The 14,332-nt window shown below is 63.6% G+C and carries 14 protein-coding genes and 1 riboswitch; of the genes, 11 read left to right on the top strand and 3 right to left on the bottom strand.

Translation table 11 applies throughout. The features are described from left to right. Positions 1-73 precede the first annotated feature (73 nt). Genes MU551_RS17800 through mnhG form a run of 6 tightly spaced genes read left to right on the top strand, consistent with a single transcriptional unit; the run spans position 74 to position 6,601 of the window. Entirely contained in the window at positions 74-3,115 is a 3,042-nt protein-coding gene (locus MU551_RS17800; protein ID WP_247046663.1) for a Na+/H+ antiporter subunit A, read from the top strand. After that, positions 3,112-3,714 carry a Na(+)/H(+) antiporter subunit C gene (locus MU551_RS17795; protein WP_247046662.1) on the top strand — a complete coding sequence of 201 codons (603 nt, stop codon included), beginning with the start codon at positions 3,112-3,114 and terminating at the stop codon, positions 3,712-3,714. Before MU551_RS17800 ends, MU551_RS17795 begins: the two co-directional genes overlap by 4 nt. After that, positions 3,711-5,384 (top strand): Na+/H+ antiporter subunit D, encoded by a 1,674-nt coding sequence (locus tag MU551_RS17790; protein ID WP_247046661.1) that lies wholly within the window; start codon positions 3,711-3,713, stop codon positions 5,382-5,384. Before MU551_RS17795 ends, MU551_RS17790 begins: the two co-directional genes overlap by 4 nt. Further along, on the top strand, positions 5,381-5,926 hold the full coding sequence (locus MU551_RS17785; protein ID WP_247046660.1) for a Na+/H+ antiporter subunit E: 546 nt from the start codon (positions 5,381-5,383) through the stop codon (positions 5,924-5,926). The genes MU551_RS17790 and MU551_RS17785 overlap by 4 nt, the downstream gene beginning before the upstream one ends. Beyond that, a complete protein-coding gene (locus MU551_RS17780) occupies positions 5,923-6,201 on the top strand; it encodes an MrpF/PhaF family protein (RefSeq protein ID WP_247046659.1) in 279 nt (92 codons plus the stop codon). The genes MU551_RS17785 and MU551_RS17780 overlap by 4 nt, the downstream gene beginning before the upstream one ends. After that, on the top strand, positions 6,191-6,601 hold the full coding sequence (gene mnhG, locus MU551_RS17775) for a monovalent cation/H(+) antiporter subunit G (RefSeq protein WP_247046658.1): 411 nt from the start codon (positions 6,191-6,193) through the stop codon (positions 6,599-6,601). Before MU551_RS17780 ends, mnhG begins: the two co-directional genes overlap by 11 nt. A 39-nt stretch (positions 6,602-6,640) precedes the next feature. Here the strand turns inward: mnhG and MU551_RS17770 are convergent, their stop codons facing one another. Continuing rightward, a complete protein-coding gene (locus MU551_RS17770) occupies positions 6,641-6,904 on the bottom strand; it encodes a DUF4235 domain-containing protein (RefSeq protein ID WP_247046657.1) in 264 nt (87 codons plus the stop codon). A gap of 122 nt (positions 6,905-7,026) precedes the next feature. Between MU551_RS17770 and MU551_RS17765 the strand changes: the two genes are divergently transcribed. Continuing rightward, complete coding sequence (locus MU551_RS17765) at positions 7,027-7,638, top strand: DinB family protein (protein ID WP_247046656.1); 612 nt, start codon at positions 7,027-7,029, stop codon at positions 7,636-7,638. A gap of 22 nt (positions 7,639-7,660) precedes the next feature. On the opposite strand, the gene MU551_RS17760 is transcribed toward MU551_RS17765, so the two are convergent. After that, the gene (locus tag MU551_RS17760) at positions 7,661-8,344 is read right to left on the bottom strand and encodes a DUF4166 domain-containing protein (RefSeq protein WP_247046655.1); all 684 of its coding nucleotides are present in this window, start codon (positions 8,342-8,344) and stop codon (positions 7,661-7,663) included. Then, entirely contained in the window at positions 8,341-9,195 is an 855-nt protein-coding gene (locus tag MU551_RS17755) for a hypothetical protein (protein WP_247046654.1), read from the bottom strand. The genes MU551_RS17760 and MU551_RS17755 overlap by 4 nt, the downstream gene beginning before the upstream one ends. Positions 9,196-9,355: 160 nt before the next feature. Beyond that, positions 9,356-9,499: riboswitch (TPP riboswitch) on the top strand. A 70-nt stretch (positions 9,500-9,569) separates the two neighbouring features. Here MU551_RS17755 and MU551_RS17750 point away from each other — a divergent pair. The 4 genes from MU551_RS17750 to MU551_RS17735 all read left to right on the top strand — a co-directional run bounded on the left by MU551_RS17750 (position 9,570) and on the right by MU551_RS17735 (position 14,324). Next, entirely contained in the window at positions 9,570-10,202 is a 633-nt protein-coding gene (locus tag MU551_RS17750; protein ID WP_247046653.1) for an ECF transporter S component, read from the top strand. Continuing rightward, complete coding sequence (locus MU551_RS17745) at positions 10,202-11,761, top strand: ABC transporter ATP-binding protein (protein ID WP_247046652.1); 1,560 nt, start codon at positions 10,202-10,204, stop codon at positions 11,759-11,761. Before MU551_RS17750 ends, MU551_RS17745 begins: the two co-directional genes overlap by 1 nt. Further along, complete coding sequence (locus tag MU551_RS17740; protein WP_247046651.1) at positions 11,758-12,558, top strand: energy-coupling factor transporter transmembrane component T family protein; 801 nt, start codon at positions 11,758-11,760, stop codon at positions 12,556-12,558. The genes MU551_RS17745 and MU551_RS17740 overlap by 4 nt, the downstream gene beginning before the upstream one ends. A 242-nt stretch (positions 12,559-12,800) precedes the next feature. Then, the gene (locus MU551_RS17735) at positions 12,801-14,324 is read left to right on the top strand and encodes a UDP-N-acetylglucosamine 1-carboxyvinyltransferase (RefSeq protein WP_247046650.1); all 1,524 of its coding nucleotides are present in this window, start codon (positions 12,801-12,803) and stop codon (positions 14,322-14,324) included. The last annotated feature ends 8 nt before the right edge of the window (positions 14,325-14,332 follow it).

Raw genomic sequence — 14,332 nt, 5'->3', positions numbered from 1 at the left:
ACATGCTGAACCCGACTACTGACCGCCAGCTCCAACCTTTGATAATCGAATTCCTGACATTGCGGAGATACCAGTGATTACAGTCCTTGCCGTGCATTTTGCGGTGGCTGCGCTGGCGCCCTTTTTGTTCGGAAAGTTCGGCAGGAATTCGTTCTACGCGTTGGCCGTGGTTCCCGCAGCATCATTTCTCTGGCTGATCCTCCAGCATGCCTCTGTGTACTCGGTGTCTCCCGGACAGCCGGCGCAACCAGGGGCCGCCGTCGAGGTATTTCCCTGGATCCCCGAGCTCAAGCTTGAACTGGCCTTCCGCCTTGACGCCCTCGCATGGGTGATGTCGCTGTTGGTCCTGGGAATCGGATCACTGGTGCTCGTTTACTGCGCCCGCTATTTCAAGGACAAGGACACTGATCTCGGCGGGTTCGGAGCCCAGCTGCTGGCCTTCGCGGGCGCAATGTTCGGCCTGGTCACTGCCGATGACCTGCTGCTGATGTTCATTTTCTGGGAACTCACCACCGTCCTGTCGTACTTGCTGATCGGCTACGCCCGGACCAGGCTGTCCGCCCGCCGATCCGCCCTCCAGGCCCTCGTGGTCACCACGGCCGGCGGCTTGAGCATGCTGGTTGGCCTGATCATCCTTGGCCACAGCGCCGGTACCTACAGGATTTCAGCGATCCTGGAGCAGGCCCCTGCCCTGGTGGCCGGGGACGCGGCCGCCGCGGTCAGCGCCGCCGTCGTACTCATCCTGGTCGGCGCGGTGACAAAGTCCGCCCTGGTGCCCTTCCACTTCTGGCTTCCCGGGGCGATGGCGGCCCCCACGCCTGTAAGTGCCTATCTGCATGCCGCTGCGATGGTCAAGGCCGGCGTGTACCTGGTGGCCCGGCTGGCTCCGGGCTTTGCGGAAACAACCTTCTGGCTTCCGGTGGTGCTGGGGCTGGGCCTGGCGACGATGCTGGTAGGCGGCTACCTGGCGTTGCGGCAAACCGACATCAAGCTCATCCTGGCCTACGGCACCGTCAGCCAGCTCGGCTTCCTGATCATGGTGGTGGGGCTGGGTAAACCGGACGCCGCGTTGGCCGGACTGGCTTTACTGCTGGCCCACGGGCTGTTCAAAGCCACGCTGTTCCTGGTGGTGGGCATCATCGACCACCAATCAGGTACGCGCGACATCAACAAACTCTCCGGTGTTTTCAGGTCATCACGGGCACTGGGCATTGTGGCTGCCGTTGCCGCTGCTTCCATGGCGGGAGTTCCGCCCCTCGCGGGGTTTGTTGCCAAGGAATCAGTGTTAGTGGCGTTTGTCCACAACGCCGCCACGCCGGGAGCAGGGCAATCACCCGTCTGGGGTTATGTGGTGCTGATCGGGCTGGTGCTGGGCTCGGTCCTGACATTCGCCTACAGCGCCCGTTTTATGTGGGGTGCATTCGCCACCAAACCAGGCGTCGAACGTACAAAGTTCAAACCCATCAGGCCATCGTTCCTGGCGGCACCCGCGGTGTTGAGCCTCCTGACTATCGCCTACGGCCTCTGGCCGGTGCCCGTTGACGGATGGCTGCAACCCTACGCAGCCCTGTTTGGCGCTGGCGTGGACGGCGGAAGTGCGGCCGGCGCGGCCGGACACCTTGCGCTGTGGCACGGTTTCACCCTGGCGTTGGGCCTCACAGGCATCACCTTTGTGCTGGGGTGGGCCATGTTCCGCTGGCGGGCCGGATTCTCCCGTCTCCAGGAGAGGGTCCCGGGCTGGATCGACGCCGACCGCTCCTACCAGCTGACCATCGGCGCCCTCGACGACGTCGCAGTCTGGGTCACCGGTCGCACCCAGCGTGGATCACTGTATTTTTACCTCGCAGTCATCCTGTCGGTGGCGTTCATCCTGCCGCTGACTGCCCTCTTCGCCGCAAACAAGCCTCTGCCCGGTGACTTGTATTTCATCGACCCCAACTCACCGCTGCAGATAGTGGTGGGCGCGGGAATCGTAATCGGAGCACTGGCCGCAGTGAAGGCCAACAAGCGCTTCCTTGCTGTGCTCATGGTCTCCGTCACCGGATATGGAATCGCCCTGATGTTCGCGCTGCAGGGAGCTCCGGACCTTGCCCTGACGCAGATGCTGGTCGAAACCATCATCCTGGTTGCCTTCGTCCTCGCCATGCGCAGCCTGCCGGCGGAACTGCGGGACAGGACGGGAGGCAAGTACAGGATCACCCGCGTGATCATCGGCCTCGGCTTCGGGATCACCATGATCTTCGTGGGCATCTATGCCATGGGCGCCCGGATCGCCGAACCTGTCTCCCTCGCGTTCCCGAAACTGGCCTATGAAGGCGGGGGCGGTTTGAACACAGTCAACGTCACACTCGTTGACATCCGGGTGTGGGATACCTTCGGCGAAATCTCCGTGCTGGCGCTCGCGGCCACCGGTGTGGCCAGCCTGATCTTCATCCGCGGCCGGGGTGACGGGATCAAAGCGTCTTCGACGGTTGCGGCAGGGACGGTAGGCAGGCGAACCGGCGTCGTGCGGAACTCCCGTGACAGCGCAGCTCTGGAAGTGAGCCGCAAATTCGGGGCATCAAGCCGCGACGCTTGGCTGGTTGCCGGCCGGACACTCGCCCCCGAACGCCGCTCCATCATCTTCGAGGTGGTCACGCGGCTGCTGTTCCACTCGATGATCATCTTCTCCCTGTACCTGCTGCTGGCAGGGCACAACCTGCCCGGTGGCGGCTTTGCCGGCGGGCTGATGGCCGGCCTGGCTTTGACTATCAGGTATCTGGCCGGGGGACGTTTCGAACTGAGCGAGGCAACCCCCATCAGTGCCGGCACCCTGCTGGGAGTCGGCCTGGCGACGGCGGCGGCGTCCGGAGTTGTCCCATTGCTGCTCGGCGGGCAGGTTTTCCAGACCGCCATTATCGAGCTATGGCTGCCCGTCTTTGGCGACATCAAGTTTGTCACCTCCACCATCTTCGATATCGGCGTCTACATCGTGGTGGTAGGGCTCGTCCTGGATGTCCTGCGCAGCCTCGGAGCCGAAATCGACGAACACTTCGAGGAAGAACCAGCGGAGCCAACAACCGAGCAGGAACCGGGCGGCACTCCAGCCGAAACCACAGTTAAGGGCATGGCATGAGTGTAAACCTGACCCTGCTCACAGTCATGGGGGCGCTATACGCCTGCGGCATCTACCTGATCCTCGAGCGCAGCCTCACCCGCGTCCTGCTGGGCCTGATGCTCCTGGCCAACGCCACCAACCTGCTCATTCTTGCCACTGGAGGCTACGCCGGCCTCGCGCCCGTGTTCAGTAAGGACACGGCCCCGGCTGAGTACAACGACCCCCTGCCGCAGGCCCTGATCCTGACCTCGATTGTGATCTCGTTTGCCGTCACGGCATTTATGCTGGGCATCATTTACCGCACCTGGGTGCTGGCCCGCCAGGACGAGATCCAGGACGACGTCGAGGACCTCCGTGTCGCCGAGACCCCCAGTTACGATGCCGAAGACGATGCGGAAATTCCTGTGGAAACCTCCGAGTTTCCGCTTACCATGCTCGGCTCCGACGGCCGGGCAGTCTCGAACAGGCCCCCTGGCGATGAGACAGGCAGCAGAGAGCCACACCCTAACGACACTGTTCAAGCCGGCAGCGCGGTGCTGACGGTCGAGGATGCCGCGGCCGAGGAAAAACCCGGTTCCACCAACGTCGACCCCGGACCGGAAGGAGGCGGAAAGTGAACATTGCCAGCCTTGCGCCGCTCGCCGTCGTACTTCCCATCCTGGGAGCTGCCCTCACGTTCGTGCTGATCCGGCACTCCCGGGCTCAACGGGTGGTGAGCATTACTCTTTTGTCCCTCACGCTGCTGCTGGAGTGTGTGCTGCTGGCCTCCGTCTGGAACGGCGGGACCGCCGCCGTGAACATCGGGGGTTGGCTCCCGCCGTGGGGCATCGTCATGGTGGTGGACCAGTTCTCATCCCTGATGCTGGTGGTGTCGTCCTCGGTGAGCCTTGCGGTCCTGGTCTACGCAACCGGGCAGGGAATGGCCGACGGCGATCAGGACGCCCCGCTGTCCGTATTCCACCCCACGTACCTGATTCTGGTGGCCGGCGTCTCCAATGCTTTCCTGTCGGGTGACCTCTTCAACCTTTATGTGGGCTTCGAAATCCTGCTCACGGCCAGCTACGTGCTGATGACCCTCGGCGGAACCGGCCCGCGGATCCGGGCAGGCGTCACGTACGTGGTGGTGTCGGTGGTGAGCTCCGTGCTGTTCCTGATTGCCATCGCCATGATCTACGGGGCCACAGGCACCATCAACATGGCCGACCTCGCCATCAAACTGGCCGAACTCGATCCCGGAACACGTACCCTCCTGCACGTTATGCTCCTGGTGGCTTTTGGCATCAAGGCCGCCGTGTTCCCGCTGTCATTCTGGCTTCCTGACTCGTATCCGACCGCGCCGGCTCCGGTCACCGCGGTGTTCGCCGGGTTGCTCACCAAGGTGGGCGTCTACGCGATCGTCCGGACGGAAACCCTCCTTTTCCCGGGAGACACCCTCAATACTCCGCTTATGATCGCCGCGTTGCTGACCATGGTGGTGGGCATACTCGGCGCCCTGGCTCAGAGCGACATCAAGCGTCTGCTGTCGTTCACGTTGGTGAGTCACATCGGTTACATGGTGTTTGGGCTTGCCATGTCCTCTGTGGCCGGACTGGGGGCGGCGGTGTTCTACGTGGCGCACCACATCACTATCCAGACCAGCCTGTTCCTGGTCACGGGCCTGATCGAACGCCGCGGCGGCAGTTCCTCGATGGACAGGGTTGCCGGCCTGGCCAAGCTGTCACCGGTGTTGGGGCTCCTGTTCTTCGTTCCTGCCATGAACCTTGCCGGCATTCCGCCGTTTTCAGGATTCCTCGGCAAGCTGGGCCTGATGCAGGCGGGTGTCCAGCTGGGCACGCCCCTGGCGTACGCCCTGATCATCGGCGGAGTGCTCACCAGCCTTCTCACGCTGCTGGCCGTGGCGAGGGTGTGGAACCGTGCCTTCTGGCGTAAGCCAAGCGACGCGGAACACCCCGATCCTGTGCTCCTCGCCGCTCCCGGTGACGCGGACACCGGAACGCGGCACGGACGCAAGAACGTGATCCTGCTGCCCCGCACCATGGTGGGTTCCACCATGGCACTGGTGCTTCTGGGCGTGGGACTGACGGTCTTCGCCGGGCCGATCTTCAAGGTAGCCGACCAGTCCGCGGAGGACATGCTGGACAGGACGTCCTACATCCAGGCCGTGCTTGGGGACAACGCGCCGGTCCCCGCGATCGCCCTCCCTGATTCAGAAGCACCCGGTCCAGAAGCACCTGGTTCAGGGGCGCGGGAGTCACTTGAGCCGGTCCTTTCCGGGGGAAGCAAATGAGCCGCCGTCGGGTGTCGCTGCGGCAGGAATTGCCGCTGCTCGTCTGGCTCGTGTTCGTCTGGGGTGCGCTGTGGCAAAACTTCACCCCCGGAAACCTGCTGTTCGGCGCGGTCCTGGCCGTATTGGTCGCCCGCATGTTCTACCTTCCCCCGGTGGAATTGAGCGGCCGGTTCAGCATTCTGCAGGCCATTCCGTTTGCGCTGCAGTTCCTTGTAAAGGTGGCGGCCGCCAGTTTCCAGGTCTTCTACCTGGCCGTAGCCCGCGGCCCCAAGGTGACTAACGCCGTCGTCGCCGTCCCGCTGCGCAGCCACTCTGACCTTATGGTGACCGCTACCGGTCACGTCATCTCCCTGATCCCAGGTTCGCTCGTGGTGGAGGTGGACAGGTCCACCTCCACGCTCTATATCCACGCCCTGAACGTGCGGAACCCCGACGACGTCGTAAAGTTCCGCAGGTCTGTCCGCGAGGCGGAAGCCGGACTCATCCGGATCATGGGTACAGAAGAAGAACTCGCGGCACTCAAACAGGAGGTTGACGCATGATGCAGCTTGTCCTGGTGATAACCGCGGCGACCCTGTCCCTTGCTGCGGCGGGGGCGATCGTCCGCATTGCCGTTGGCCCGTCGCTCCTGGACCGGGTGCTTGCCGCGGACGTCCTGCTGGCCATCCTGGGAGCAGCGCTGTGCATCGACATGGCCGTCAACCGTCACCTGAACAACCTGATGCTTGTTGTGGCCGTCTCTGTCATCGGCTTCATAGGATCAGTCACTGTTGCCCGTTTTGTTGCCGACCGGCGGGAGCAACCGAGTGACTCCTGATACGACTCTGGACACAGTGATCGACGCCGTCTCGGCCGTCTTCATGGTGGTGGGCGCCGCGATGTCGCTCGGCGCTGCCATCGGGCTCCTGCGCTTCCCCGACCTCATGAGCCGCATGCACGCCGCCACCAAACCCCAGGTGCTGGGACTCTTTCTGCTGCTGGCCGCGGTGGGGCTGCAGCTGCGCACATGGTGGGTATGGCCGGTGCTGCTCCTTGCCTGGATCTTCCAACTGCTCACAGTCCCGGTCTCGGCGCACATGGTGGGCCGAGCAGGCTACCGGACCAAGCACCTCCACCGCGAGCTGCTTAGCACCGACGAGCTGGAAGCAGTGGTGCAGAAGGCGGCTGCCAAGGACACGGCAGCTTCCGACGCAGAGGACGACGACGATTCCGCCTGAGCGGTGAACCCGCCCGGCTGAACCAGCCTCCCGAAGCCGCTAAACGATGTCCTGGGTCTTGGCGAAACGAGTGATGGCCCGCTGGGTTCCGCGGTTCGCGAGGACCTGGATAATGGCACTGACGGACGCGGAGACCAGTGCGAAGGTCAATGCTGTGCGGAGCGTGGTGGGCACGTCATCTTTGTCGCCCTTGGGAGGCTTGCGGCCGGTGACCCTTTCCCAGGCCGCATCCACCACCTTGGTGCCGGCATAACCGGCCAGCAGGCTGATACCCGTACCAAGCAACTTGATGAAAAAAGTCATTTCCAAAACACCTATCAGTAGAAACAGCAAAACCGGAGGAGACGGGGCTTCCCCTAGACTAACGGCATCGTTGAGAGAGTTCAGCCAAGGGCGGTACAGGGGGTGGCGGTATAGTGCCCGCTATGGACGATAAGGGGATACTGCTCCAATACCTGAGCACGCGGAGGGCCAACCTACTGGGGAAGCTCGACGGCTTGAGCGAATACGATATCCGCAGGCCAATGACGCCGACGGGTACCAACCTCCTGGGCCTGGTCAAGCATGTGGCAAGCGTTGAACTGGACTATTTCGGGCTGGTGTTCGGGCGTCCCAGCGGACGCAGCCTGCCGTGGCTCAGCGATGAGGCGGAACCCGATGCCGATCTCTGGGCAGCCCCTGAGGAAACGCGCGGGGAGATCACCGAGCTGCACCGTTTCGCTGCCGCGCATTCCGACGCCACCATCGCGGCGCTGCCGCTCGATGCCTCCGGCGAAGTTCCCTGGTGGCCGGAAGAACGACGTCGGGTGACCCTTCACCAGATACTTGTCCACATGTGCGTGGAGACCGCCCATCATCTGGGGCACGCCGATATCCTCCGCGAACTCATTGACGGCTCTGCAGGGCAGCGGCCGGGTGATCCGAATCTCTCCGTGCGCAGCCCCGACGAGTGGGTGGCCCACCGTGCCCGGCTTGAAGCCGCAGCGCGTGAGGCTGCTGTCGTCGAGGATGCTGCCCGTGAGGACGCTGCCCGCTAGGAGCCAGCCCGCTGGGAGCCAGCTACTGCCGCCGTTCCTCCCGGACGGGCTTGAGGTGGGCTGGCGTCCCCTCCGCTGACACAGGCGGAAAGGCACACGTGAACTCGCCCCGGTAACCGAACAGGAACCCGAAGACAGGGTTCCGAACCTGCATCTGGATGGTGAACACCCCGCGCTGCTCGTCGTAACCTTCGTACAGGTCAGCCGTGCCCGTCAGGAAAGCAGGAAAAGTGAAGCCCAGCCTGCCTTCGTAGAATCGCTGGCCGGCGGATCGCAGGTGAAGCGAACCGTCCGGAAGGACTTCGAGGTCCAGGTCCGTGGCCAGATGCTGGTGCGTCCCCAGGTAGTCCACGATGCCGCCCGTTTTTTCGCTGTAAATCATGGTGGCGTCAAAGCGGCGTTTCTTGCCCGGCTTCACAGTCAAGGTCCGCACGAAGGTCACAGTCGGGCGTCCAAACCCGTCAAGGTAGGGGTAGTTTTCGATGGTGAAGGGGATGTCCTTCCCCTGGTCTGGAAAGAGGATGTTCCGGAAAGCGCCGAAGCGAAGGAAAGGGACGGTCCACCACGCCCCGCGGCGTACTTCCGAAAACATGCCGCTTCCGATGCAGGCATAGCCTGAGTCGAGGTCCACGCCGAACCGCCGTTGCAGCATCGGGTGGAGGCGGTGAAAATCCGCACCCAGGGCGGAGGCGAAGATGGAGGTCATGCTCGCGCACCCACAAACCGTCGTTGGTTCCCGTGATCCGGATCAGGCAGCGTCTTCAGTGACGCCGGAGCTTCCGCCGAATCCCTGTCCAGTGGCTGACGGAGGCAGCGTTTTGCCTTGGGCACCGTTGGATGAGAGGGCAGCATCAGGGCCAAAGCGCCCAGGCTCAGTCCAAGTGCCGTAGTGGAAGCCCTTGCCGAGAGTTCCTTCAACGAACCGGGATACTGGAATGAAGCGGCCCGGGGGCGCGCCGCAACACCATGCCGAAGGACCGCCGCCGCTCCGGCCAAGCCGGCGGCGCGCGCTGCCGCATCAAGGAACCAGGCGTTGCGGCTCTGGGCCGGATCCACGCCCGACTCGGCCCAGAGGCGAAGCCGGTCAAAGCTTAGCGCCGTGGCCCAGCCAAGCCCGGGACGGATGAAGCGAGCGTCCAGCTTCCGGCCAATGGCACCCATGCCGGGAGCATAGTTGTAGCCGGTGATAAAGCGGATGCCCTGATCCACGGGTATGTAGCGCCAGTAGCCGGAGCCGGGACCGATCGGTGAGAGAGGGTTGCTGGTGGAGAATTTGAGCACCGATGTGGCCTGTCCGCTTGCTGTCGTTTTATGCCCCAGGGATGTTCCGGTTCCGGTGATGGCGTAAAACGGCAGCTGGAATTCATACCGGAACTGTAAGTGACCGTCACTGCCGACGCCCGTCGGGATGATCCTGGAGAACCGGAGATCCCAGCGCGGATGGAGGGCCGGATCCTGGCTCAGCTCCCAAAGGTTTTCCATGGACGAGCGCACCAGGATCTCCACATAGATCTGCCGGCCGCCTCGTGTTTCTTTCGTGCGTGTTGTTTCCCCCATCCCAGGATCATAAAGGGTAAAAGAGTCAGGTGCTGGCAGTACGGACTGCCCGGAACGTGCGCTCCGGAAAGGCACGAGTCCTGCCCCGCCGATTGTGACATCGCCACAGAAATCCCAAGCACCGCCAGGTGTAAACTGGACAACGCCCACAAGGGCAGATTGATTACGACAGGGGAGCGCCGCCGTCGGGCATCACCGGGATTTTCCGGTAGTGCGATGGATGGGCGCTGAGAGTGCGGACAGCCGCAGACCCTCGAACCTGATCCGGTTAGTACCGGCGCAAGGGAGTCGAGTTCTCAGAGTGTCCGGCAGAAGCGGCGCAAATCCGCTCCAGCCGGGGAGCACTTTCCCCTCCTGTTCCTCAGGAGGAAGACATGACTGGAATTTCTGCAAAGCAGACCCCCACAACCAGCAAAAAGAGCTGGCGCGTTGTGGACATCGTGGTGGCGGCTTTGATAGCCGTCGCCGGTGGCGTAATTTTCTGGGCCTGGTCCCAGGGCGCCAACGTTATTACGGCTCCGCTCAATGCCGTTTACCCGCCGCTGACCGGACTGTACGCCGGTGGGTGGATGATCCCGGCGGTGCTGGGAATGCTCATCATCCGGAAGCCGGGCGCGGCCTTGTTCTGCGAGACCGTTGCGGCCACCGGCGAGCTCCTCATGGGCTCGCAGTACGGCACCACCGTGCTGATTTCCGGCCTGCTGCAGGGGCTTGGCGCTGAACTCGTGTTCGCGGCCTTCGTGTACAAGAAGTTCAACCTGCCGGTCGCTTTGCTGGCCGGTGCCGGTGCAGGCTTCTTCTGCGGCCTGAACGATTCCTTCGCACCGTGGGGCTGGAACATTGCCTACGCTGCCGGTGACAAGGCCGCGTATATCCTGTTCACTGCGATCTCGGGTGCCATCATTGCCGGGGCCCTGTCCTGGATCGCCACCCGCGGCCTTGCCAAGACCGGAGTTCTGAGCTCCTTCGCCTCCCGGAAGGCTGCGACGGAGCCTGTCTTCTCCTGATGACACCGAACCGCGTCGGCGGCGTCCGTCCCGCTGGAGTAACGGCACAAGGCTGGGCCTGGCGGCATGCCGGCAGGCCCCGTCCCGCCGTCCAAGGGCTTGACCTGGACATCCGCCCGGGGGAGCGGGTGCTCCTGCTCGGCCCGTCGGGTGCCGGCAAATCCACGCTCCTGCACGCCCTTGCAGGGGTGCTCGGCGACGCGAACGACGACGACGGCGAGGCCGGGGACTCCGACGAGTCCGGTTCCTTGCTCATTGACGGCCAGCCTCCGCGTGCTCAGCGTGGGCGGGCCGGGCTTATGCAGCAGGATCCGGAAACGCAGGTGATCCTGTCCCGGCTCGGCGACGACGTCGCCTTCGGCGCCGAAAACCTTGCGGTGCCCCGGGCGGAGATCTGGGCCCGTGTGCATGAGGCGCTCGACGACGTCGGGCTGGGTCACTTGCCTCTGGACCACCCGACGTCGGCCCTGTCCGGCGGGCAAAAGCAGCGGCTGGCGCTCGCCGGCATCCTGGCGATGCGACCCGGAATCATTCTGTTGGATGAGCCCACCGCCAACCTCGATCCTGCCGGGGTGCTGGAAGTCCGCGACGCCGTGGGCCGTTGCCTGGAGAAAACCGGGGCAACGCTGGTGGTTGTGGAGCACCGTGTTGCGGTGTGGAAAGACCTCGTGGACCGCATCGTGGTGCTGCAGCCCGGAGCCTCCAATGACAGTGCGGTGCTCATTGACGGAAGCCCTGACCAGGTCCTGGAGCAGGCAAAAGAGATGCTGATCAGGGCAGGGGTCTGGGTTCCTGGTCACGTTCCGGCCACGCGCCCACGGAATTCCGCTGCTGCTCGGGCGCCCGGCAGCGCAGGTCCCGGCCAGCTGCTCCTTGCCGCGGAAAAGCTTGCCGTCTCGCGTGAACGGCCCCGACGCCGTGGCTTCAAGACGCTTCCTCCCACCCCGGTGCAAAGCGGTATCTCGGCGCAGGTGCGGGCAGGTGAAGCGCTCACCGTCACCGGGCCCAACGGCTCCGGAAAATCCACCTTTGCGCTCACGCTGGCCGGGCTGCTGAAGCCCGTGGCCGGTGCGGTATCGGCCACCCTTGAGCTCAGCGCCGGCGCCGGGATTGACCCCTACGCCTGGAAGGCCGAACAGCTGATCTCCAGGATCGGTACGGTCTTCCAAGAGCCCGAGCACCAGTTTGTCACCGGACGGGTCCTGGACGAGCTCCTGTTCGGGCCCAAACATCTGGGCCATGGCGAGGAACGCGTCGACGAACTCCTGGAGCGGCTCAGGCTCACATCCCTTGTGGACGCCAACCCCTACACACTGTCCGGCGGCGAAAAGCGGAGGCTCTCCGTGGCCACCGTCTTGGCCGCCCACCCGCAGGTGCTGGTGCTGGATGAGCCTACATTCGGCCAGGATGCCAACACCTGGGCTGAACTCGCGTCCTTCCTCTCCGAACTTTTGGATGCCGGGGCGGCTGTGGTTTCCGTGACCCACGACCGGGAATTCTCCTCGGTCCTTGGCGGCACCGAACTCGCCCTGGGAACTCCCGAAATGGCGGCATCATGAGAGCAGCCTTGACCCTGCGCGGTGAATCGCTCCTGAGCCGCGCCAACCCGCTGACCAAGTTTGTGGCCGTCTTCCTCATCACGCTCGTCCTGGCGTTGTCCATCGACTGGGTCTCCGCAACTGTGGCGCTGGGGTTCGAGCTGCTGCTCTTTCCGCTGGCCGGTCTGACTCCCTTACTCCTGTGGCAACGCGGCTGGCCCCTGATCCTTGCCGCTGCCCTGGGCGGCTGGAGTACCGCCATTCTGGCTCCGGACACCGGCACGATACTGCTCGACGTCGGCATCTGGTCCATCAGCTCAGGTTCCCTCGAACTGGGGCTGGGATTCATGCTCCGGGGGCTGGCCATTGCGCTGCCGGCGGTGCTGCTGATGAGCTGCACCGACCCCACTGACCTTGCCGACGCCCTGGCTCAAAAGGCGAAACTGCCACACCGCTTCGTCCTGGGAACCCTGGCTGCGATGCGCCTTGTAGGGCTCATGGCGGAGGAATGGCAAACCATCGGGATGGCACGCCGTGCCCGTGGAGTCGGTTCCCGCGGAACCCCTTTGCAGAGGATCCGGGCCACCCTGGGCCAGAGTTTCGGGCTCCTGGTGCAGGCCATTCGGCGCGCTTCAAGGCTCGCCGTCACCATGGAGGCACGCGGGTTCGGTGGAGCCCAACGGACGTGGGCGCGCGAATCCACGTACAGCCCGCTGGACATCTGGGTGCTCGTGGGCGGCACGCTGATCGCAGCTGCCGCCGTGGCTGCGGCAATCGGTGCAGGAACGTGGAACCTGGTGTGGGCCGCAACAGGCTGAGGCGTTTCGGTTAGCGCGCGGGAACGGCCTGGCCGCGGGGACGGTTTCTCTGGCGGCCCTCGCCAACACGGGCGGCCGGGACCCGCAGGAACGGCCCGGGCCAGCAACGCTTGTGCGGGGCGAGGCCGGTCAAGCCCAGATCGCCTGGAGCAGTATCGCACCAGACGGGTAAGAATGTGTGATTGCTCGCAGAATCAGTCATTTTTAGGGACTTGAGAACTCATAAATGGTATATTCTTGCTATGACTCAAGAAACTGCGGAATCCGTCGGTGCCATGCTTCGCGATGCTCGGACGGAGAAGGGCTGGACCCAGGGTCAGCTTGCCGCAGAGCTTGGAACAAGCCAGAGTGCCATAGCCCGGATGGAACAGGGCAAGCAGAATCTGAGCCTCAAAATGATTCAGCGGCTGGAAACCATCTTCGGTCATGCCATCGTGAAGGTCGGCCGGCCACAGATGACCCATCTCCGGGTGGAGGGTGGACTTACGCTCTCCGGCTCGGTGGACGTAAACAGCAGCAAGAACGCCGGCGTCGCGCTTCTCTGTGCCAGCCTTATCAACAGGGGGACAACCACTCTCCGCAGACTGGCCAGGATCGAGGAAGTCAACAGGATTGTGGAAGTCCTCACCAGCATCGGCGTCGAATGTACATGGCTCAACGACACCGATCTGCAGATCCGCAGGCCGGCAGTTCTGGATCTGGGCTCAATGGACGTCGAGGCCGCCCGCCGCACGCGCAGCGTCATCATGCTGCTGGGCCCGTTGCTGGATGAATCGGCAGAGTATCAGCTCCCCTACGCCGGGGGTTGCGATCTGGGCACGCGCACAGTGGAACCGCACATGCAGGCCCTGCGGCAATTCGGCCTGTCAGTGGAGGCAAGCGCAGGGTTTTACGCCGTTCAGGCGCCTCAGTCGGATGATGAGGACCGCTCGTTTGTGCTCAGCGAACGCGGCGACACCGTCACCGAAAACGCCATCATGGCGGCAGCACATCGTCGTGGCACCACCGTCATTCGTAACGCCAGCCCCAACTACATGGTCCAGGATCTCTGCTTCTACCTCGAGATGCTGGGCGTGGAGATTGAGGGTGTGGGTACCACCACCCTGAAGATCACCGGTCAACCCTCCATAGACGCCGACGTCGAATATTTCCCGTCAGAAGACCCGATCGAGGCCATGAGCCTCATTACAGCCGGCATCGTTACCAATTCTGAAGTGACAGTCCGTCGGGTTCCCATCGAGTTCATGGAGATCGAGCTGGCCACGCTCGGGCAGATGGGCCAGGAGCTGGAGGTTTCCGGTGAGTACTTTGCCCGCAACGGACGCACACGACTGGTTGATGTCACCACCAAGCCATCAGAGCTGCATGCTCCCCAGGACAAAATCCATCCCATGCCTTTCCCTGGCCTGAACATCGACAATCTGCCGTTCTTTGCCGTCATAGCCGCGAACGCGGAGGGGCAGACGATGATCCACGACTGGGTCTACGAGAACCGTGCCATCTACCTGACCGAACTGAACAAACTCGGTGCGCAGATTCAGTTGTTGGATCCCCACCGGATCTACGTCAACGGCCCCACCAAATGGCGCGCTGCTGAAGTCGGATGCCCGCCTGCACTCCGTCCGGCTGCTTGCCTCCTGCTCGCGATGCTGGCTGCCCGGGGCGTCTCGGAGCTCCGCAATATCTACGTCATCGAGCGCGGCTACGAAGACCTCGCAGAACGCCTCAACACCCTCGGCGCCAGGATCGAGTACTTCCAGGACTGATCGCTTCC

This window comes from Arthrobacter rhizosphaerae (genome assembly GCF_023062595.1).
GTDB lineage: Bacteria > Actinomycetota > Actinomycetes > Actinomycetales > Micrococcaceae > Arthrobacter > Arthrobacter rhizosphaerae.
The sequence above is the reverse complement of the archived record's forward strand: the minus strand, read 5'-3'. Positions and strand labels throughout refer to the sequence as shown.